General features: G+C 26.4%; 26 protein-coding genes. 23 read left to right on the top strand and 3 right to left on the bottom strand.

All coding sequences use genetic code 11. The features are described from left to right. The first annotated feature begins 80 nt into the window (after positions 1 to 80). Positions 81 to 896, top strand: a complete 816-nt coding sequence (locus FMAG_RS04060) for a carbon-nitrogen hydrolase family protein (protein WP_005884302.1) — start codon at positions 81 to 83, stop codon at positions 894 to 896. A 349-nt stretch (positions 897 to 1,245) separates the two neighbouring features. Here FMAG_RS04060 and FMAG_RS04055 read toward each other — a convergent pair whose 3' ends face one another. The 3 genes from FMAG_RS04055 to FMAG_RS04045 are packed head-to-tail and all read right to left on the bottom strand — an operon-like array spanning position 1,246 to position 4,420. Then, positions 1,246 to 2,265 (bottom strand): hypothetical protein, encoded by a 1,020-nt coding sequence (locus FMAG_RS04055; protein ID WP_005884301.1) that lies wholly within the window; start codon positions 2,263 to 2,265, stop codon positions 1,246 to 1,248. Between the two features lie 24 nt (positions 2,266 to 2,289). Further along, positions 2,290 to 3,714, bottom strand: coding sequence for a 3'-5' exonuclease (locus FMAG_RS13230; protein WP_005884300.1), 1,425 nt, complete (start codon positions 3,712 to 3,714; stop codon positions 2,290 to 2,292). A gap of 22 nt (positions 3,715 to 3,736) precedes the next feature. Beyond that, positions 3,737 to 4,420, bottom strand: a complete 684-nt coding sequence (locus FMAG_RS04045) for a helix-turn-helix domain-containing protein (protein ID WP_005884298.1) — start codon at positions 4,418 to 4,420, stop codon at positions 3,737 to 3,739. A 133-nt stretch (positions 4,421 to 4,553) separates the two neighbouring features. On the opposite strand from FMAG_RS04045, the gene FMAG_RS13545 reads away from it, so the two are divergent. The 22 genes from FMAG_RS13545 to FMAG_RS03950 all read left to right on the top strand — a co-directional run bounded on the left by FMAG_RS13545 (position 4,554) and on the right by FMAG_RS03950 (position 18,659). Further along, a complete protein-coding gene (locus FMAG_RS13545) occupies positions 4,554 to 4,724 on the top strand; it encodes an HTH domain-containing protein (RefSeq protein ID WP_005884296.1) in 171 nt (56 codons plus the stop codon). Positions 4,725 to 4,874: 150 nt separating this feature from the next. Further along, entirely contained in the window at positions 4,875 to 5,318 is a 444-nt protein-coding gene (locus FMAG_RS04040) for a hypothetical protein (protein WP_005884294.1), read from the top strand. A 360-nt stretch (positions 5,319 to 5,678) separates the two neighbouring features. Continuing rightward, the gene (locus FMAG_RS04035; RefSeq protein WP_005884288.1) at positions 5,679 to 6,512 is read left to right on the top strand and encodes a phage replisome organizer N-terminal domain-containing protein; all 834 of its coding nucleotides are present in this window, start codon (positions 5,679 to 5,681) and stop codon (positions 6,510 to 6,512) included. Between the two features lie 14 nt (positions 6,513 to 6,526). Further along, positions 6,527 to 7,330, top strand: a complete 804-nt coding sequence (locus FMAG_RS04030) for an ATP-binding protein (RefSeq protein ID WP_005884286.1) — start codon at positions 6,527 to 6,529, stop codon at positions 7,328 to 7,330. A gap of 90 nt (positions 7,331 to 7,420) precedes the next feature. Beyond that, positions 7,421 to 8,119, top strand: coding sequence for a ParA family protein (locus FMAG_RS04025; RefSeq protein ID WP_005884284.1), 699 nt, complete (start codon positions 7,421 to 7,423; stop codon positions 8,117 to 8,119). Next, positions 8,119 to 9,087 carry a hypothetical protein gene (locus tag FMAG_RS04020; RefSeq protein WP_005884282.1) on the top strand — a complete coding sequence of 323 codons (969 nt, stop codon included), beginning with the start codon at positions 8,119 to 8,121 and terminating at the stop codon, positions 9,085 to 9,087. The genes FMAG_RS04025 and FMAG_RS04020 overlap by 1 nt, the downstream gene beginning before the upstream one ends. Then, positions 9,077 to 9,337: a hypothetical protein gene (locus FMAG_RS04015; protein WP_005884280.1), complete on the top strand. Its 261-nt coding sequence runs from the start codon at positions 9,077 to 9,079 to the stop codon at positions 9,335 to 9,337. Before FMAG_RS04020 ends, FMAG_RS04015 begins: the two co-directional genes overlap by 11 nt. An 84-nt stretch (positions 9,338 to 9,421) precedes the next feature. Next, positions 9,422 to 9,595 (top strand): hypothetical protein, encoded by a 174-nt coding sequence (locus FMAG_RS13745; RefSeq protein WP_005884276.1) that lies wholly within the window; start codon positions 9,422 to 9,424, stop codon positions 9,593 to 9,595. After that, positions 9,588 to 10,346, top strand: a complete 759-nt coding sequence (locus FMAG_RS04010; RefSeq protein WP_005884274.1) for a helix-turn-helix domain-containing protein — start codon at positions 9,588 to 9,590, stop codon at positions 10,344 to 10,346. Before FMAG_RS13745 ends, FMAG_RS04010 begins: the two co-directional genes overlap by 8 nt. Then, positions 10,336 to 10,512: a hypothetical protein gene (locus tag FMAG_RS04005; protein WP_005884272.1), complete on the top strand. Its 177-nt coding sequence runs from the start codon at positions 10,336 to 10,338 to the stop codon at positions 10,510 to 10,512. Before FMAG_RS04010 ends, FMAG_RS04005 begins: the two co-directional genes overlap by 11 nt. 11 nt (positions 10,513 to 10,523) lie before the next feature. Then, on the top strand, positions 10,524 to 11,585 hold the full coding sequence (locus FMAG_RS04000) for a site-specific integrase (RefSeq protein WP_005884270.1): 1,062 nt from the start codon (positions 10,524 to 10,526) through the stop codon (positions 11,583 to 11,585). Positions 11,586 to 11,590: 5 nt separating this feature from the next. Then, on the top strand, positions 11,591 to 11,875 hold the full coding sequence (locus FMAG_RS03995; protein ID WP_005884268.1) for a hypothetical protein: 285 nt from the start codon (positions 11,591 to 11,593) through the stop codon (positions 11,873 to 11,875). Next, a complete protein-coding gene (locus FMAG_RS03990; RefSeq protein WP_005884266.1) occupies positions 11,862 to 12,233 on the top strand; it encodes a hypothetical protein in 372 nt (123 codons plus the stop codon). The genes FMAG_RS03995 and FMAG_RS03990 overlap by 14 nt, the downstream gene beginning before the upstream one ends. 142 nt (positions 12,234 to 12,375) lie before the next feature. After that, positions 12,376 to 12,552 (top strand): hypothetical protein, encoded by a 177-nt coding sequence (locus FMAG_RS13740; RefSeq protein ID WP_005884264.1) that lies wholly within the window; start codon positions 12,376 to 12,378, stop codon positions 12,550 to 12,552. Between the two features lies 1 nt (position 12,553). Then, positions 12,554 to 12,778 (top strand): hypothetical protein, encoded by a 225-nt coding sequence (locus FMAG_RS03985; protein ID WP_005884262.1) that lies wholly within the window; start codon positions 12,554 to 12,556, stop codon positions 12,776 to 12,778. A gap of 137 nt (positions 12,779 to 12,915) precedes the next feature. After that, positions 12,916 to 13,236, top strand: coding sequence for a hypothetical protein (locus FMAG_RS03980; protein ID WP_005884258.1), 321 nt, complete (start codon positions 12,916 to 12,918; stop codon positions 13,234 to 13,236). Further along, positions 13,233 to 13,511: a hypothetical protein gene (locus FMAG_RS03975; RefSeq protein ID WP_005884256.1), complete on the top strand. Its 279-nt coding sequence runs from the start codon at positions 13,233 to 13,235 to the stop codon at positions 13,509 to 13,511. The genes FMAG_RS03980 and FMAG_RS03975 overlap by 4 nt, the downstream gene beginning before the upstream one ends. 672 nt (positions 13,512 to 14,183) lie before the next feature. Next, a complete protein-coding gene (locus tag FMAG_RS03970; RefSeq protein WP_005884252.1) occupies positions 14,184 to 15,284 on the top strand; it encodes a hypothetical protein in 1,101 nt (366 codons plus the stop codon). A gap of 158 nt (positions 15,285 to 15,442) precedes the next feature. Beyond that, a complete protein-coding gene (locus FMAG_RS03965) occupies positions 15,443 to 15,976 on the top strand; it encodes a hypothetical protein (RefSeq protein WP_005884250.1) in 534 nt (177 codons plus the stop codon). Next, positions 15,973 to 16,395 (top strand): hypothetical protein, encoded by a 423-nt coding sequence (locus FMAG_RS03960; protein WP_005884248.1) that lies wholly within the window; start codon positions 15,973 to 15,975, stop codon positions 16,393 to 16,395. Before FMAG_RS03965 ends, FMAG_RS03960 begins: the two co-directional genes overlap by 4 nt. 111 nt (positions 16,396 to 16,506) lie before the next feature. Then, positions 16,507 to 16,965 carry a P27 family phage terminase small subunit gene (locus tag FMAG_RS03955; protein WP_005884246.1) on the top strand — a complete coding sequence of 153 codons (459 nt, stop codon included), beginning with the start codon at positions 16,507 to 16,509 and terminating at the stop codon, positions 16,963 to 16,965. Then, positions 16,962 to 18,659, top strand: coding sequence for a terminase large subunit (locus FMAG_RS03950; protein ID WP_005884244.1), 1,698 nt, complete (start codon positions 16,962 to 16,964; stop codon positions 18,657 to 18,659). Before FMAG_RS03955 ends, FMAG_RS03950 begins: the two co-directional genes overlap by 4 nt.

Genomic DNA, 18,659 nt, shown 5'->3' with positions numbered 1-18,659 from the left:
AGTATATGTTTTGATTATAAATATAGTAATATTTTTTGAATATGGTATAATATAATCATAAAAAATAGAAAGGAGAGTTTATGAAAATAGGAATTTTACAAATAAATATTTGTAAGGATATAAATGAAAATATTATTAAAATTTCAAAAATAATTTCTAATAATAATGCTGATATATTTATTTTACCTGAACTCTCAGATAGGGGATATCTTTATAACAATAGAGAAGAACTTTTTTCTATAGCTACAGAATTAGAAAAAAATATCTTAATAAATAAGTTGAAAAATATAACATTAGAAAATAAAAAATCTGTAATAGTTGGAGTAGCTGAAAAAGATGGAGATAAAATATATAACTCTGCTATTGTAATAGATAAAGGATATTTAATTGGAACATATAGAAAGATTCATTTAACTGATTTTGAAAAGAATTTTTTTGAAACTGGAAAAGAAAATAAAGTTTTTGAAGTTCAAGGAGTAAGTATAGGTCTTCAAGTATGTTTTGATGTATGGTTCCCAGAGATATCAAGAGAACAAATAGACTTAGGAGCTAATTTAATTTTTATTTCGGGTAATTTTGGTGGAGTAACAACATATGAAATTTATAAAATAAGAGCTATTGAGAATTTAACTCCAATTATTCTTTGTAATCGTGTTGGGAAAGAAGTGAATAATAATTTATCGGCTACCTTTTTAGGAAATAGTACTATTTATAATTATGATGGAACTCAATTAATTTTTCCTTTAAAAGAAAAGGAAAGATATTTAGAATTTGATATACAAGAATTTAGAAAAAATTCAAATATAATGTGTAAAGATTTTAATTTTGAGAGAAAAAAAGAGTATTTTTGTAGAAAAGAAAGAAAAAATACTGAAATATCTAAAAAGCAAATATAATCCTATAAGTATATTTATCTATAACACTTTTGATAAAGAAATAAATAATCAAAACAATAATTTTAATTCATTAATTATAGTAAATAAAAAAAGCAGCTTTTTAGGGCTGCTTTTCTATTATACGGCCATTTTGCGGCCAATTTCTTATTTTCACTATCTGGAAGTAGCTATTTTAACTAGTTTCAGCTATTCTAGCTCCTATTCCCATTCGCTACGTTTAAATATATATCAGTTCACAACTTCTCATTTTTTCTACATTCCATTTTATCTATTTTATTTATTTTTAATAATTTTATAAGTTTTTTATGATTTTCATTGTCAAAATATTGTCAAACTTTATGTTATAATTTTAAATATTTAATAATAAAATAAAGTTATTATTTCCTAATTTTAACTCTTGAATAAATATAAGAAAAACTCCACTAAGACAAAGTATTATTGAAATAACTAGAACTTTCTTTTCTAATATTTTTATTTTTTTTTCATCTTCACTCAAACTAAAAAAAGATTTTATTAGCAAAATTAAACTGGATACTCCCATTAATACTACCCCATTTATTAATAAGACCCCTCCAAACTTTGAAAAAATTTTTTCTCCTTTTATTAACTCAAATACAGAAGTGGCATTAATACTAATTAAAGAAAAAATAGCTAAAAATATACCCATTGTAGATATGCTATATAAAGTTGAATCTTTATATTTCTTCTTTAACCCCTCATTTTCTTTCTTTAATTTTTCTAACTCTTCATATCTATTACTTAGCTCTACATTCAGCTCTTTTAAAGTTTGTTCACTTTTATTCAAAGATGTTATAATTTTTGAATGTTTATTATCAATTTTCTTTAAATATTCCATTTCTAAATTTTTCCCTATAACTTCAAGTAATACTTCTGTATCGTTTGATGAATTACAAATTATAGTAGGCTTAATTATTAGATAAACCTCTTCGCAATATTCTTTTAAAAAGTTTCTTAGTTTTAGCTTTTGAATTTTTTCTTCTTTGATAATTCCATCATATATTTTAAAAAGTTCATTTAGCTCTCTTGATAATAAGGAATATTGAAAAGGCTGGTCTAAAATTGGGAATCCAAATTTCTTAAAAAGAAAAATTATTTTAGCTTCATCACTATCAAACAAAATATAATCATTACTATTCCCATTATAAAGAGCTAACATCTTTTTATTTTTTAATACAGAAAATAAAAATTTTTTTAATCTCTCTTCTATAAAACTTTTATTATCATTATCTGGAATTAGTTTAAATTCTTTTATTACATCCTCAGAGAGAGAACTAATAAATTCATCCATTTTAAATATATTCCCATTTAAATCTGTTAAATATTTATCTATTTTAGTATATAATCCCATATTTTCCTCTTTAAAATATTTATTTTACTTTATCTCATATCCTCCAAAAACTTTGGGAGCTGCTACTTCATTTCCACTTTTACTCATAAAAAATACAACTACATTTTCATTATTAGCTGCTTGATAATTTTTTACAGCTAATTCTTTAAAAGCTAACGATAGTTGAGTTACTAATTTCTCTTTTTGAGATAAAGATAAATTATACCATCCATCTCCTACAACTATATTAATTCTTATTGAATAGTTTGTCAATTCTAGTATCTGTATATCATTTACAATACTTTTTGGAACATCTTTAAAAGTATTAATTATTATATAATTAAAATTATCTTTATTTTCAGCTCTTAAAACTTCATAGCTTGGATATGGTATTTGTTTGTATTTTAAAATACCATTATATCCTTTTAAATGATTTTCTTGAATAAAAACTCCTTCCATTTTTTCTCCATGTTCTCCATATAGAGCTTTTATATTTTTAGGCTGGATTATCTCATCAGAATTAAATCTAAACATTGCCATTGCTGAAAGGTAACCATGATTCCAATCACTAATATCTGCTATAAATTCTCCTTTACCATCTTTTATAACAATGTTTTGGACATTAAAAGTTGGCTCTTTTCCCTTGTAACCTACTAGTGTTGTTTCTAATATTGCTCCATCTGGAACATTAGCTGTTATCTCTAACTTTATCTTTCCATCTGATATTTGTGGAGCTATTTTTCCATCAAAACTAGTGCCATATTTCATTTCAAGAATTTTTTCATTACTATTTCTATTTATAAAGATACAACCTAAAAATACTACTAAAAAAGTTAAAATTATTAGCAACCATTTTTTCTTTACTTCTTTTTTGTATCCAGAATCTTTATTAAGTTTTTTTAATTTCTTTTCATCCAAATATTTAATTATACATTCACTTCCATTAAATATTTTTTCTTGATTATCTCCTATTTTATTTTTTAAATTTTTTAAAATTTCATAACATATAATAGTTTTATCTTTATTAGTTGAATCTATTTTTAAATATGTTGCAACATATTTAAGATTATAAGAAGGTATATTCTTATAAATATATCTTACTAGTGATAATAAATCTATAAACTCATGTGAAAAAATAGAGTTTTTATATCGTTTAAAATTAAAACCTATAAATTTACTTACAAATTCAGCATTATAGGCTACTAAAATATCTCCTTTTTTTCTAAAATTTTTAAATTTATCTAAAACATCTTCTATTGATGGGGAATTTTTAACATCTTCAAAAGTTATTCCATTTATTCTACTCGCCTCTTTTGGAATTTCAAACTTTGGTTTTATAAATTCTTTAAAAGTATCTACTATATTACCATTTTCTATTCTTATAGCTTCTATTTTTAAAATTTCATCTACTAAATGATTTAAACCTGTTGTTTCTAAACTAACAATTATATAATTTTCTAGTTTATCCATTACCAATCCCCTTTTATATTAATTACATATCATCTTCATTGATAACACTACCAATATATCTACCTACAATTATAAAATCATCATGTTCTCTTACTCTAATATCTGGGTACTCTCTATTATCACTTCTTAGGAATACACCATTATCAGTTATATAATATCTTTTTAAAAGAGCCTCATTATTCAATAAGAAAGCTCCAATTTTTTTATTCGCAACTTCCGAATCTCTTTTAATAAAAACAATAGAATGATTTTCTATTGTATGTTCCATACTATCTCCATTTACTCTTACGGCAAATACATCTCCAGAAAAAGCATTAACCATCGGTAATGCAATATAGTCAATTACATCTGATTCACAAGCTCCATATCCAGCACTGATAGAACTATATAATGGAACTTTTTTATATTCTAAGTTTAAATCAATATTTCCAATTATCTCATTTTTATCTTCATCCAAGTATCCCACTATTTTGTACAACTCCTTATAGTCAATTTTCAAACCTTCGCCTATTTTTTTTAATAAAAATGGATTTATTTTTAGAACTTTTCCATTTTCTAAACGTGACCACAACGAACTAGCAACACCTGTTTTAACAGATATTTGGTTTAATCCTATTGCTAACTCATCTCTTCTAGCTTTTATGTATGCTCCTAGTTTTTCTCTTATTTCAACTGGAACAACATAGTCATTTATTTTATCTTCCATTTTTCCACCTCTTATTATAATTATAATATCAATATTAACAACTGTAAATAGTTTTATTTTTTTCTATTGACAGATGATAACATTTGTGATATATTATCATTAACAAATGATAATAGTTTTTAGGAGGGATATTGTGAATTTGAAACAAATTAAAATTGAATGTTTAAATAGAAATATCACAATGACAGAATTAGCTAAAAAGTTAAATATTTCAAGAGTTTGGTTATATAATAGAATCCAAAAACAAGATGAAGAAACATTAATAAAAATTAAAAATATTTTTGATTCTGCCGTTATTAAATAATAACACACTTTTATCTATTTGTATCAATCTTTACAAATAATAATACTAGCGAGGTAGTTGACAGAACTCTAAAACTGTTTGTAGGCGAGAGATAGTTGAGCTGTGGAACTGTAAAAAAGATAGCATACCAAATAACGAAAGGAGAATTTTATGGCAAAACAAAGTATTCCTAGTATGGAACTAGAAAGAAGTATGAATCTAATGTGTCATGTTATGACTATTGAAGAAGCTCTAAGAAATAGTGAAGTGATTGATTCGTTAGACGATAAAAGAAGAGATGAACAATGGGAGATACAAGATTATCTTTTTGAGTTAAGAGTAAAACATGTAGAGGGATTATATGAATTTGCAAAAGAATTACCTGCTGATTATCAAGCAAAATTAGTTAAACTAGCTTCCGATTTTAATAAAAAATTTCATCAATATTTCCAAAAATATCATTCTTTAAAAAAGGAAGAAAAAAAATTAGAAGAAATAGATGATAAAAATAGAAACTATTTAATTAATTATGTAAAAGAATGTAGAGGAAAACTAGGAGATGAAAATAGTAAGATAGAAGCTGAAATTATAGCTAAAAGGATTACCAATGATTAGATGTCCAGAATGTAATAAAAAACTAAAGTCTTATTGTAGCAAAATTAAAAATAATAAAAGAATTAGATATTATAAATGTAATATTTGTGGAGCATCATTTAAGACAAGAGTATTTAAATATGAAGTAGAAAAAATAATAAGTGAGGAAATATGAAAAGAATAAAAAAAGAGGTTACTGGGAATAACCTCTCGAAAGAATTTGAAATGTCCATTTTCCAATTCCAATTTTATTTTATCATATTTCTCCAGATAATACAAGGAGGAATATTATGCCATATACAAGACTTACACAATTAATAGAAAAATATGGGAAATTAGCTAAGATACAAGAGGTTATGGAGAAAGAAGGGATAAAAAATAATGGCTAAAAAATACTTTTGGTTAAAGTTAAAAGATAATTTTTTTAAACAAAAGAGTATAAAAAAACTTAGGAAAATGGCTGGAGGAGATACATTTACCATCATCTATCTTAAAATGCAACTTTTATCTCTTACTAATGAAGGAAAGCTATATTATGAAGGGGTAGAAGATAATTTTGTAGAAGAGCTAGCTTTAGAACTAGATGAGAATGTTGAAGATATCCAAATGACAGTACTATATCTTCAAAAAAATAATCTCATAGAGTTTGGAGAGTTACCAGATGAATATATCCTACCAGAAGTAGTAGGAAGTATTGGTAGTGAAACAGCAGCAGCTGAAAGAAAAAGGCAACAAAGAGCAAGAGAAAGAGAAAAACTTTTACTTGAAAATAAAAAGTGTGACAATGTCACAACTAAGTCACAGCTTGTCACAAATAGTCACACAGAGATAGAGAAAGATATAGAGATAGATAAAGAGATAGATATAGAGAGAGAAAAGAAAAATCATCTCCTATCTCTCTCTTATAAAGAAAAACTTACTGAACTTAAAAAAATCATAATGAAAGCTACAAATAGTAATGAACATCAAGTAAATTTAGTTTTTCAGCCTAGTAGATATCAAAATATAATAGATGACTTACTTCTTAATATTTATAACTCTGATTATCTACAAGGAGAAACAGATAAAATCCCACCTTTATCTACTTATACAACGGAATCTCAAATTAATAAAATAATGGCTGGATTTTATAAAACTCATAATAAAGCTAAAGATAAAATAGGAATAGAAACACTTCAATATAAAACTAATAATAGTTTAGATGACATCCTATAAAGGAGAGTGATGAAATGAAATGTAAATATTGTGGAAAAGAGTATATTAAAAATCCAGTTACATTACCAGATTGGATGCCTCTCTCAATGAAAGAGCAAATTAAATTTATTCCAGCTTGCGATTGTTTAGAAAAGCAAAAAATCATTGAAATGGAACAAGCTGAAAAAGAAAGACAACATCAATGTATTTTGAATAAAGTTAAAAAATATAGAGATATTTCAGTAATAGACAATAAATTCTTAAAGAGTAAATTTGAGATAGCTGATATGAACTCTAGTATCATGTCTTTAGCTAATAAATACAGTAAATCATTTCTAAAGGAAAATATTAAGACTGGATTATTTTTATTTGGTAATGTCGGAACAGGAAAAACTTTTGCAAGTGCCTGTATTGCTAATAGACTTATGGAAAATGGAAAGACAGTATTAGTAATGAATTTAGGACTATATATAAATAAGCTCCAAAGAGAATGGGCAGAGGCAGAAAAAGATGTATTAGAATATGTGAAAAATTGTGATTTACTCATCATAGATGATATGGGAGTAGAAAATGTAAAAGAATGGACACAAGATAAGGTATTCTCATTAATTGATACTAGATACAGAGCTGAAAAACCTTTAATTATTACTACTAACTTAGTTTTATTTAATAAAGGATTACCTAAAGAACAGATAGAAGCTAAACTCTCTATTGAAAGTAGATTTAGTTCAAGAATAGCTGATAGGATTAATGAAATGTGTTACCAACATGCTGTCATTGGAGAAAGTAAGAGAAACTTTGATATAGATAATTTTAAAGAGATTTTGAAGAGAGCATAGGAGAATAATGGAAAGAGAAATATTTGATTTATTATTTTGCCTAATTGTATTAGGATTTGTATTTTGGATGTTAGATAGATAGGAGAACTTATGAGTAAAGTTATATTAGTAAAAGCAAATAAAGGGGGAGTAGGCAAAAGCTGGCTCACTCTCCAATTAGCTCATGCAACAGCTTTAAAAGATAAACAGGTATTAATCATCACTTCAGATTCTCAAAATAATATACCTCGTTTTGCTGGAATAAAAGAAAATAATTTTGAAAATGGTTTAGAGTACTGGATAACAAAGAAAAATGGAACATATTTAGAATTAAGAGATAATCTATACTACATACCATTAACTACTATGAATATTCCAGATAAAGATATAGATAATTTTAGAGATTTTATAAAAGTTATCAAAAAGTTATTTGACTACATCTACATAGATGCTACACCAGTTTTAAGCCTAGATGATATTTTCTTAGAAGTAGCAGACCAGATAGTAATACCTACATTCCTAGATTCAGTAACTACTTCAAGTATAACAAATATGTTGAGAAAAGCTGAATATAGTAAGATAAAAGCTATCATACCAAATAGAGCCACTAGATGCAAAGTGGAAAAGGAATATTACAAAAAATTAGTTGAAACTTTAGTAGATACAAGTATCTTTGTATCATGTCCTATATCTCAATCAGCTATTATATCTCGATTGATAGAAGAAGGAAATACACTATTTGATAAAACAAAGTATAATAGTTCAAAATTTAGAGCTATTATAGAGAGAGCTTTGGAGGTATTACTATAATGGCAGATATAGAAATATTTAAGCAATTAAAAAATCAATTAACTGAAAACCAAAATGAAGAAGAATACCATAGTGATTTTAAGTTTGGAGCTTATGTCATCACTGAAGAAGAAAAAAATTATATCATTGAAAGAGAAAAAATCTTATTTAAAGGATTTAAAGCTTATTCAGAAAATTTATATGAAATATGTAAAGCTTTGTATGATGTAAGACAAAAGTTAAAAAAATATGGAGATTATGGAGAAATGACATTTACTGATTGGTATAAGTTCAATGGACTTAATAAAGATAAAGTATCTGAATTGACTAAAAGATTTGAACTGTATATGTTAGCTCCAGATAAAAAAGTCCATATATCATCTTTATCTATTCCAGCAGTTAAATTATTAACTAAAAAAGCAGTTGATGTAGAAGTTAGAGAAAAAATATTAGAATTAGAGTTAAAAAAAGTAGAAGATATGGTTGAGATAATTGGAACTCCTGAAATAGTTGAAAAACCAAAAGAACTACAACCTCATATAAAAAAGACTTGTAATTTTTTTAAAAAAAGAATAGAAAAAGCTACTTCCTTAAAAGAACTAGTAAAAGAAAAAGAGAATATTTCAGTCTTAATAAAAGAGTTAAAGGAATTACAAAAAGAAATAGAACAGGAAGAGAAAGCAAGAGAGAATGAAAATAATTTACAATTACCTACAGATGCTGAGATTATAGAGGAGAAACCTATATCTCATTTTTATAAAGATGAGGATGGGAGTATCTATCTTATAGATTCATGTGATTATGAAGAAGGTTTTTGTATAGTTAGATATCCTAATTTAAAATCTTATTGGAATACCTCAGCTGGAGAGATAACAACTCTTATTCCTATTCAAAAAACATATGATGAAGCACATCAACTATTAATAAAATTGGCGAATGTATTAAATTATACCCCAGTTGATATAAAGGAGAAAACAAATGGGTTTTAATTATATTGTTAAAAGTACCTCTGGAATTGAAATAAATTCCAGAGGGGAGATATTTGAAAAAGCAGAAAAAGCTAGTTTAACCTATCCTCAAGATGCTGTTATTATTTATAATGAACATTTACAAAAAAATCTTTCTCCTATTATCTTAAAAAGAATAGATAAACATTGGGTTGAAATTACATTAGAACAGGCAAAAGCTGATTATAGACCTGTAGGAGTTAAAAAAGCTTATAAAGTGAAGGTGGTTTAATGAAAGTATTTATAGAAATAACTATTCATAAAGGTATTTTTACAAAAGCAATAGATACTATGTTTGAGCTAATAGAGGTGGAAGATGTATAAAGAGATAGATAGTTGTTACACTTGTAAATTTTGTAATAGCATTGGGAATGATGAAGTTCTAATTTGCTGTAATAAAAAAAGTGAGATGTATAATAAAGAAATTTCAAAATTCGGAACTTGCGAATTTTATAAAAAACAATTTTTAGGGGATGATACTAATGGATAAAATAATATACTATTTTAACCAATTAAATATAAAACTATCATTTAAAGAAAAAATGGAGAAACTTGGAATAAAAAAGGACAATTCATCAAGTAGTTCTATAATAAAGATGAGTTTTTATCAAATAGAAAACCATGATTATCTCCTTGGAATAAAAAGAAGTGGTAGACCACAATATATCTTATTTAATAAAAGTATGGAAGTCTTAGTTAATAAATCTAGTCAAACTTCTTTCATCCAAGAGTTAGAAAAGTTCTTTCCCAAGACTGAAGATAACAAAAATATTATAATTGGGCAAGTATTAAGAAAATTAAGACAAAAATTAAAAATACCACAAATAGAATTAAGTAAAAGAATCAATAAAAAATCTACAACTTTAAGAAAATATGAAAATGGACAGCTTAATATTTATCCAGAAAATTTAAAAAATATTTTAAAAAATTTAAATGTAACTCTTGATGAATATAAGAAATTCTTTTGTACATATCTAAAAAAAGAAAATTTGGGGTATAACTTTAATGATTTTATAGTAAATAAAGAAATTTTTTTCTCTAAAGAAAGTACTACTAACAATAATAAATTACTTGGGATTCATCAAGTAATAACTAAATATAAAATCAATATGACTTTAGCATACAGATATATGAAAATAGCTAATGAAGAATTAAGAGAAAATGGAAAAAATATTATTCCTGGAAAAGTAGATGAGAAAAAATTTGAAGAAATATATTGGAGGTTTAACAATGAAAGATAAAGATTTTTTAAGAGTAGAGGATGTTCAAGAAATACTTCAAGTAAAAGAAAATACAGCTTATGCTGTTATAAGAAAATTGAATAAACAATTAAAAGAAAAAGGATTTGAAACATTAAGAGGAAGAGTTAATAAAAAATACTTCTTTGAAAAGTATAATCTAGCATAAGGGGGATAATTATGCCAGCATTTAAAGATGGTAAAACTTGGAGAGCTGTATTTTATTATAGAGATTATACTGGAACTAATATTCAAACTACCAAAAGAGGATTTGCAACTAAAAGAGAAGCTTTAGATTATGAGAGAGAATTTATAATGAAAGCTACTTTCAATAATAGAATGACTTTCCAGAGCTTGTATGAATTATATATGGAAGATATGACACATAGATTAAGAAAACATACTATGATGACTAAGAAAAAAATTATTGAAGATAAAATTTTACCATTCTTTTCTAAACTAAAGCTAGATAGCATTACACCAGTAAAAGTAAGGCAATGGCAAAATACTTTAATAAGTGGGGTATCTATTAAAAATACCCCATACTCTCCTACATATTTAAAAACAATAAATAACCAACTAACAGCTATATTTAATTATGCTGTAAAATATCACAATATGAAAGAAAATCCATGTCATAAAGCAGGGAGCATGGGAAAGAAAAAAGCCGAAGAAATGATAATATGGACACCTGAAGAGTTTGAAAAATTTAGTCAATTTATAAAAAATAAGATGCCTAACTATGTTGGTTTTAATATTTTATTCTGGACTGGTATTAGAATAGGAGAACTACTAGCTTTAACTCTTAAAGATATAGATTTAAGAAATAAAACTATCTCTATATCTAAAAGTTATCAAAGATTAGAGGGAGAAGATGTAATAACAGCTCCTAAAACTACAAAATCAAAAAGAGTAGTAACTATTCCAGATAGTGTAGTAGAACTATTAGAAAGATATTTGAAAATGTTATATAAACCAAGCAAAACTATGAGATTATTCCCATATACTAAGCATCTATTTGAAAATGATTTAAGAATATATAGTGAAAAAGCTGGATTAAAAAAAATAAGAATCCATGATTTAAGACATAGTCATGCTTCTTATCTATTTAATAATGGAGTAGATATTCTAACTATTGCTAAAAGATTAGGACATGAGAATATAGAAACAACTTTAGGAATATATGCTCATACATATACTTCAGCTGATGAGAAATTATTAAAGATATTGAATAAAAAATAAAAATTTTGGAAGGAGGGATTTTTATAAAACTAAAGATAATATCCCAAGAAGTAGATAGCAAGATAATAAAAGATGACATCATAGATGTTGATGAAATAGTAGATAAATATACCTATATTCTAGGTAATTTTAGAATAGTTGGAGAAAAAGAAAAAAGATTTAGTAAAAAAAATAAAGACCTGGAAACACTAGCTACATGGTATATAAATATATTTCTTAACAAATATAATAGAGGTAAACAACCTAAAAGAAAATTTTTAAAGTTTGAGGTGGAAAATGAGAAAAATTAAATTAAAAGATTATGAAAATATAAGTTATTTTGTTTGTGCTGTAAGTAGATTTAAAGATGTTAAATATATACCATCTGATATGGTTGAAGATATAAAAGAATACAAAGAAATGGGATATACAATTTATGGGACTATTCCAGAAGAGGTATTTGATGAAACCTTTATAGAAAGAGATATACAAAGTACTTTTGAAACTCAAGCTGAGGATGAAGGATATGAGGATATGAATGATTTTATAGACTATGATGGAGAGGAATTTAAAAAGGTTAAAGATGCAGTGAGGGAATTTATAAAAAGCTTGGGCTCTACTAATCTAAGATATTGCTGTGATGAAAATACAATAATAGAGGTGGAATAGTGAAAAATAATCAAAAAGATCCAATAATTTTATTAATAATATTACTTACTTTTATATTTGCAATATCATATGGTATTGACTTATTAAACTTTATCATTAAAGTAAAATTATTTAAGTGGTTTATATAGGAGGCAGATAAAATATGTGGGCCTGTAAAGAATGTGGTGGAAAAGTTAAGTTTGAAAGGCATTATAAAGATAGCTTAGATGAAAATGGATTTATCATAGAAGAGGAAAGAGAAGCCGAAGAAATTTATAGATGTCAAGATTGTGGAGAAGAAAACTATTTAATACAACTTATAGCAGATTGGAGAGGATAAAATGGGAGCTTGGGAGTGTAAAAAATGTGGTGGAAAAATAAGAATATCATTAACTAGAGTTATGAGCAGCGATTACAATATAGATAAAAAAGGTAATCCTATTGGAAAGTGTTTAAGAAAATTAGAAGGAGAAACTATAGCTGACAATTTGTATTGCTCAAAGTGTGGGGCATGGTACGAAAGTGAAGAATTTGAACTTGAGGATATAGCAGAGTGGGAGGAATAATGCTTATTATAGTACCTATTAATTATGAAATTCCATTAAAATTTTTAATATTTCCAATTTTAGTATTTATTTTTATAATTTTGGTAGTTATAATTATAAAAATAAAAATTTTTATAGAAAAAAGAAAGAGGTAGAAAATGGAGAACAAATTATTAATAACTTTAGGAATAGCAGCCTTTAGTGTAGCAGTAGTATATTATTTTAAAGTAATCATTCCAGATAAAAAGAGATGTGAAGAAGAATTAAATAAAGAGTTAGAACAAGTTGGGAAAAAGTGTAATAATTGTAAATTTATGAATAGGTTTAAATTGACTTATGACCCTTGGGAATGTTATTGTTCTGATGGAAGCATACACAATAAATTTAATTATTTTTGTGGAAATCATGAGTTCAATGATGAAGAGATAGAAGAAGCTGAATGGAGAGTAAAATTTAGAAAGAGAGAGGAAAACAGATGACTAAAGAAGAATTTAAACAAAAAATTGAAAATAGTATAAAAAAAATAATGGCATATCATATGTTTGAACTCGAAAAAATTACAAAAAAAACTCCTAACAATTTATATGAATTACATCAACAACATAGAGAAATAGAAAAACTATCTTTTAAAACTATTAGTAAAATAACTAAAGAAAATAATGCTGAAATAACATTTGTAAGTCCTAAAACTATCATAGGAGTTGCTAAATTTAATGATTTTGAAAGCGTAGAATTTGAAATAAAATTCAACTAATAAAAAATTTATTTAAGAATAAAAGATAGATGAACTAAATATAATCCAGCAAAAAAAGTGTACTTTTAGAAGTACACTTTTTTATCACAACCCCTTGAAAAAATATTTTTTTATGCTAAACTATATATATCAAGGCAAAAGGGAGGATAGCATATAAAAAAGTGGTTGCTTTTTATTCTGATGTATGCTAATATTTTGATATGAGATTTAAGATTGATTCCAAAAATGACAAAGAATATTTTTGCGAGAAGTGTAATCAATTTTTACTCTCTACCAAGAATGGAGTTCTCAGTTTTCCAAGTCGTGTAAAAAACTTAAAACTAGATGGAGAAAAATGTTATTTTAACTGTTCCCGTTGTGGAGAGGAAATCCAGATTGATTTAAAATAAAATTGAATTTGAATTAGAGCTTGAGGAGCTGCGGTTTACAGAAATGTAAATCTCAGCTCTTTTATTTTTTGTAAAAATTTCAGGAGGTGGTTTAATGCAAGCTTTACTTCATGGAGCAGTTGGATTTGTAGTAGGAGTAGCAGCTACTATTATTGTTACAGCCTATTTTAAATTCAAAAATAATAAATAAAATTTGTAGCTAGTCATTTGGTTGAACTTATATGTGAACACGGGTAGGTTCGGGAAAGGGGATGGCAGATTAGCTCAAATAAAGGAGATGGTTATGAATATTGATTCTAGTAAGCTAGGAGTTATTGGAATAGATAGGATAGTTTTAAGTAATTTCAATATCAAAAACTTCGAGCAACTGGAAAGAAAAGAGATAACAAATAAATTTGAGTACATTGAAAGATTTGAAATCAAAGAGAAAGCATTTCATCTAGTATTTTCAAAAAATTTAAAAGATAGTGGAGAAATATATAGTTATGCCACTCTTGAATTTAATGCTAATAAAATTGTAAATGAACACAATATTTATAATTCCAGCCAAGCTGAAGTTTATAATTGTTTGAATCAAATATTAAAAGTATTGAAAGATGCTGGAGTAGATATAGATATATCAGAAGCAAAAATAAGAGAATTAGAAATTAATATTACTCTTGATAAATCTTATTCAGAATTGAATGAAGTAATCCTATTACTATTAAGAGCTAATTATAAAAAAGCTTTAGGTTTATATAGTGCAACTGATTCCAATATTCCAGATAAGATAAAAAGAGATAGAAGCATATATATTAATTCTAAATTAGATACTAAAAAAGATATTACAGGAAAAGTTATCAAAATATATGATAAAACTTTTGAGATGTTATATAGGAATAATCTTTTTTTAGATAGAGAACTAACTAGAGTAGAAGTTCTCTTTGGAAGAGATTATTATAGAAACATCATGGAAAAAATAAATTGTGATAACTCTCTTAAAACTTTTTTAGAAGTTGATATATTAAAAAAAATATTCTATGAAGCATTGGAGCAAGAATTAAAAGTAAAACCTATCAAGCAACTTGAAATAATTAAAGCTAATTTAACTAAAGATTTCAATAATTTTAGAAGAAATGAAAAAAATAAGAGAATTGAAAGAATGAAGCTGAAAAAACTCTCCAAAAATATTCCAGAGTATTTAAAAGAGGAAAGAGGAGTGTTTGAATACTTAAAAAGAGAGAGTTGGGTATTTGATTATTCCTTCCTACTAGACATAGTAAAGAATAATGTTATATCTAAACATCGGAAAGACTATGAAAATCAAATAAAAAAGAAATACTTATCAATTAAAAATAAACAAATTTATGAGAATTTTTTAAATTCTATTTTTTTTACTGATTAATCTGATATAGTCGGCTATTTTAAAAAGCTCTAAAGCATAAAATTATTAATACTTAAAAATAATTTTATATTAGTTTAAATCAAAGAATATTTCTAATACAGTTAATTACCTAGTTTTCACTCTTTATTATTCTTATCTTTTTTATATCTTTTTAAGAGGTGGTACAAATAGCAGCAATAACTAAGAGAAAAGAATTTGAAATAAGAATGAGATATGAGTTAGGAGAAGATTTAAAAACACTAGCATTTATTTATAAAGTATCATATAACACTTTGAAAAAAATAAAAAAAAGAAGTGAGATAAAAGGAGATGCTTGGATAAAAGGTAGTAGAACTAAAGTAGGATATGAGAGATTTACTGAAGAATCTGAAAAAGCAAAAAAAGAAATTGAAGAAAAAATAAATGAGATAGCTAGAAAAGAGATAAATCAAATTCAAGATTTAACTGATGATAGATATGCTGATGGAGAAGAAATTATAGATGCTGACTTTGAAATAGCAGCTGATACAAGATTAAATAGAATCCAAAAGATGATGACTATTAGAAAAGAGATAGAAAAAATATATCCAGATAAAGAAAAAGCTGAGATAGAAAAGATTAAAGTAGACACAGAATTGAAAAAAGTAGATTTGGAATTTAAAAAAATAGAGCTTGAATTGAAAAAGAAAGAAGCTGAGGAGTATTTGAAATGATAATGAAGTTTTGTCCTAAATGTAGGAGATTGCATCCAGTAGGACAAAAATGTCCAAATGGTTGTGATTCAAGAAAAGAAGAGAATAAGTTATATGATAAATATTTCAGAAAAAACAAAACATTCTATAACTCATCCCACTGGGATAAAGTAAGAAAAGAATGTATGAATAAATTCGATAATATTTGTGTATATACTTTATTTAAATATACTAAAGCTATTCCAGCTAAACTAGTACATCATATCATAGAACTTGAAGAAGATGAATCGCAAGCTTACGAATTAGCTAATCTAATTCCTGTAAGTGATATAGCTCATCGAGAAATACATAAAAGATATAGAGATGAAGATATCAAACTAGTACAGGCAGAGTTAAGAGAATATTTAAAACTATATACTACTCAATTCCTAGAAGGGTAGGGGGGTATAAAAAAGTTTTAGGAGAGAGCTTAAAGACCGCATCTTCCCCTTTCTTTTCACGAAATTCCCAATAGAAAATTTTTATAAAAAATTATGAAAGTAGGTGTAAATATGGGAGCTAGAAAATCATTAAGAGATACAACCAAGCATCTTACCGTTGTAGAAAGACAAGTAAAAGAGCTTGAGGAAGAGAGAGCAAAAACCTTTGTAGGAAGAGAACAGCTAAAGCATCCTCCAGATTGGTTAGTAGATGATGTTGCAATAGCTGAATGGAAAAGACTAGTAAAAGAACTAGAATCAACTCCTATTTTTAATAATTTAGATTATAACAACTTAGGAGCTTACTGTAATGCTGTAGCTAGATATAGTGAGATAGTTAAACAAGTAGGAACTAAATTCAGAATAGGAAAAGAGCTAAATAACTTGGTACAGCTTGAATTGAGATATTCAGATGAGATTAAAAAATATGCAAGTCTATTAGGCTTAACACTAGATGGGAAGCTTAAACTAATAACTGGAGATATTAAGATTGAATCAAATCAGACTAATGAAGAGTTTGGAGATATATGACTATATTAGAAGAACTTATAGATTATTCTAATAAATGTATCTCTGGAGAAATAGTAAGTGGTAAAAAGCATAAATGGGCTTGTATGAGATTTTTAAAGGACATTGAAAATGCTAAATATATTTGGAATGAGTTAGAAGCTGAAAAAATAGTGAAATGGTTTACTTATTTGAGGCACTCAAAAGGAGAGTTAGCTGGACAACCTATTATTTTAACTTCTTGGCAAAAATTCATACTATGTCAAGTATATGGATGGAAAACTAAAGAAGGGAAAAGGAGATTTAGAAAAGCTTTTGTTGAAGTTGCTAGAAAAAATGCTAAAACTCAAATGCAAGCTGGTTCAGTTCTCTATGAGATTTCAGTTATGTCTACTAAAAATCAAGAAACTTTAGAAACCTATTGTGCAGCAACTAAAAAAGACCAGTCAAAACTACTATTTGTAGAGGCTCAAAATATGTTAAGGGGAAGTGTTTTAGCTCCAAAATTCAAAATAATAAGAGATAAAATTATTCATATCAAATCTAATTCCTTTCTAAATCCTCTCAGTAAACAAGATGGGAAAAATGGGGATGGAACTAACCCAGCTGTTCTCATATTAGATGAATATCATCAACACCCTACTACAGAGTTTTATGACTTAGGATTGGGGGCAGCATCTAAAGAACCTTTATTATTTATTATTACCACAGCTGGAATGGATTTAAATGCTCCATGTTTTACTCAGGAATATGCTTATTGCTCTGATTTACTTAATCCAGATGTAGATTTAGATAATGATGAGTATTTTGTAGATATATGTGAAGCTGATGAGGGAGATGATAAAGGAAGTTTAGAAACTTGGAAAAAAGCTAATCCAATAAGAGCTTATTATCAAGAGGGGATAAATAAATTAGCATCTGATTATGAAGTAGCTAAGATGATTCCAGAAAAGATGATAGCCTTTATGACTAAGTGCTTAAATATTTGGGTACAAGCTACTGAGAATGGATATATGGACATAGCTAAATGGAAAGCTTGTGAAGTAAAAAAATTACCCTTTGAAATATCTAATAAAGATGTTTTTGTAGGTTTTGACATGTCAGCTAAGATTGACTTAACATCAGTAGGCTTTGTTATTCCAGTTAAAGATGAAAATGGAGTTACAAAGTATATTGTATTTAGCCATTCTTTTGTACCTAATATTGAAAAACTTAGAGAAAGAGAAATAGTTGATAAGATGCCATATCTTAGCTGGGCTAAGCAAGGATATATCACTATAACTAATTCTCAAGTAGTAGACCAAGGTGTAGTGTGGGAGTATGTAACAAAGTTCTGTACTGAAAATCAATTAAATATAGATACTCTTTGTTTTGACCCAGCAAACTCTTCAAAAATGATGATGGACTTATCTAATCAAGGACATAAATGTGTAGAAGTATATCAATCACATAAATCATTAAATGAGAGTACAGCTGGATTCAGAGAACAGGTATATGAGGGCAATATCATATACCTTCCTAATCCTGTATTAAACTTTGCCATGAAAAATGCAGTAGTAAGACAAAGTAATGGATTAATTAAAATTGATAAAGATGCCACTAGAAAGAGAATTGACCCAGTTGACTCTCTATTAGCAGCATTTAAACTAGCTCAATACTATGAATTTGTATTTGATTATAATAAATATTCAGATTTAATAGAAAGCATCTATGAATAG

It is taken from the genome of Fusobacterium mortiferum ATCC 9817, assembly GCF_000158195.2.
Taxonomy (GTDB): domain Bacteria; phylum Fusobacteriota; class Fusobacteriia; order Fusobacteriales; family Fusobacteriaceae; genus Fusobacterium_A; species Fusobacterium_A mortiferum.
Note: the sequence above shows the minus strand (reverse complement) of the source record. Positions and strands in the feature narration are given on the sequence as shown.

What these genes read in the sequence shown, in the direction of transcription:
- FMAG_RS04045 (WP_005884298.1), bottom strand. Translation starts at nt 4,420, where the DNA reads ATGGAAGATAAAATAAATGACTATGTTGTTCCAGTTGAAATAAGAGAA.
- FMAG_RS04010 (WP_005884274.1), top strand. Translation starts at nt 9,588, where the DNA reads ATGGATAAAATAATATACTATTTTAACCAATTAAATATAAAACTATCA.
- FMAG_RS04035 (WP_005884288.1), top strand. Translation starts at nt 5,679, where the DNA reads ATGGCTAAAAAATACTTTTGGTTAAAGTTAAAAGATAATTTTTTTAAA.
- FMAG_RS04025 (WP_005884284.1), top strand. Translation starts at nt 7,421, where the DNA reads ATGAGTAAAGTTATATTAGTAAAAGCAAATAAAGGGGGAGTAGGCAAA.
- FMAG_RS03980 (WP_005884258.1), top strand. Translation starts at nt 12,916, where the DNA reads ATGGAGAACAAATTATTAATAACTTTAGGAATAGCAGCCTTTAGTGTA.
- FMAG_RS04000 (WP_005884270.1), top strand. Translation starts at nt 10,524, where the DNA reads ATGCCAGCATTTAAAGATGGTAAAACTTGGAGAGCTGTATTTTATTAT.
- FMAG_RS04005 (WP_005884272.1), top strand. Translation starts at nt 10,336, where the DNA reads ATGAAAGATAAAGATTTTTTAAGAGTAGAGGATGTTCAAGAAATACTT.
- FMAG_RS03960 (WP_005884248.1), top strand. Translation starts at nt 15,973, where the DNA reads ATGATAATGAAGTTTTGTCCTAAATGTAGGAGATTGCATCCAGTAGGA.
- FMAG_RS04055 (WP_005884301.1), bottom strand. Translation starts at nt 2,265, where the DNA reads ATGGGATTATATACTAAAATAGATAAATATTTAACAGATTTAAATGGG.
- FMAG_RS13230 (WP_005884300.1), bottom strand. Translation starts at nt 3,714, where the DNA reads ATGGATAAACTAGAAAATTATATAATTGTTAGTTTAGAAACAACAGGT.
- FMAG_RS03950 (WP_005884244.1), top strand. Translation starts at nt 16,962, where the DNA reads ATGACTATATTAGAAGAACTTATAGATTATTCTAATAAATGTATCTCT.
- FMAG_RS04020 (WP_005884282.1), top strand. Translation starts at nt 8,119, where the DNA reads ATGGCAGATATAGAAATATTTAAGCAATTAAAAAATCAATTAACTGAA.
- FMAG_RS13745 (WP_005884276.1), top strand. Translation starts at nt 9,422, where the DNA reads ATGTATAAAGAGATAGATAGTTGTTACACTTGTAAATTTTGTAATAGC.
- FMAG_RS04015 (WP_005884280.1), top strand. Translation starts at nt 9,077, where the DNA reads ATGGGTTTTAATTATATTGTTAAAAGTACCTCTGGAATTGAAATAAAT.
- FMAG_RS04060 (WP_005884302.1), top strand. Translation starts at nt 81, where the DNA reads ATGAAAATAGGAATTTTACAAATAAATATTTGTAAGGATATAAATGAA.
- FMAG_RS04040 (WP_005884294.1), top strand. Translation starts at nt 4,875, where the DNA reads ATGGCAAAACAAAGTATTCCTAGTATGGAACTAGAAAGAAGTATGAAT.
- FMAG_RS13740 (WP_005884264.1), top strand. Translation starts at nt 12,376, where the DNA reads ATGTGGGCCTGTAAAGAATGTGGTGGAAAAGTTAAGTTTGAAAGGCAT.
- FMAG_RS03985 (WP_005884262.1), top strand. Translation starts at nt 12,554, where the DNA reads ATGGGAGCTTGGGAGTGTAAAAAATGTGGTGGAAAAATAAGAATATCA.
- FMAG_RS03975 (WP_005884256.1), top strand. Translation starts at nt 13,233, where the DNA reads ATGACTAAAGAAGAATTTAAACAAAAAATTGAAAATAGTATAAAAAAA.
- FMAG_RS03970 (WP_005884252.1), top strand. Translation starts at nt 14,184, where the DNA reads ATGAATATTGATTCTAGTAAGCTAGGAGTTATTGGAATAGATAGGATA.
- FMAG_RS04030 (WP_005884286.1), top strand. Translation starts at nt 6,527, where the DNA reads ATGAAATGTAAATATTGTGGAAAAGAGTATATTAAAAATCCAGTTACA.
- FMAG_RS03990 (WP_005884266.1), top strand. Translation starts at nt 11,862, where the DNA reads ATGAGAAAAATTAAATTAAAAGATTATGAAAATATAAGTTATTTTGTT.
- FMAG_RS03955 (WP_005884246.1), top strand. Translation starts at nt 16,507, where the DNA reads ATGGGAGCTAGAAAATCATTAAGAGATACAACCAAGCATCTTACCGTT.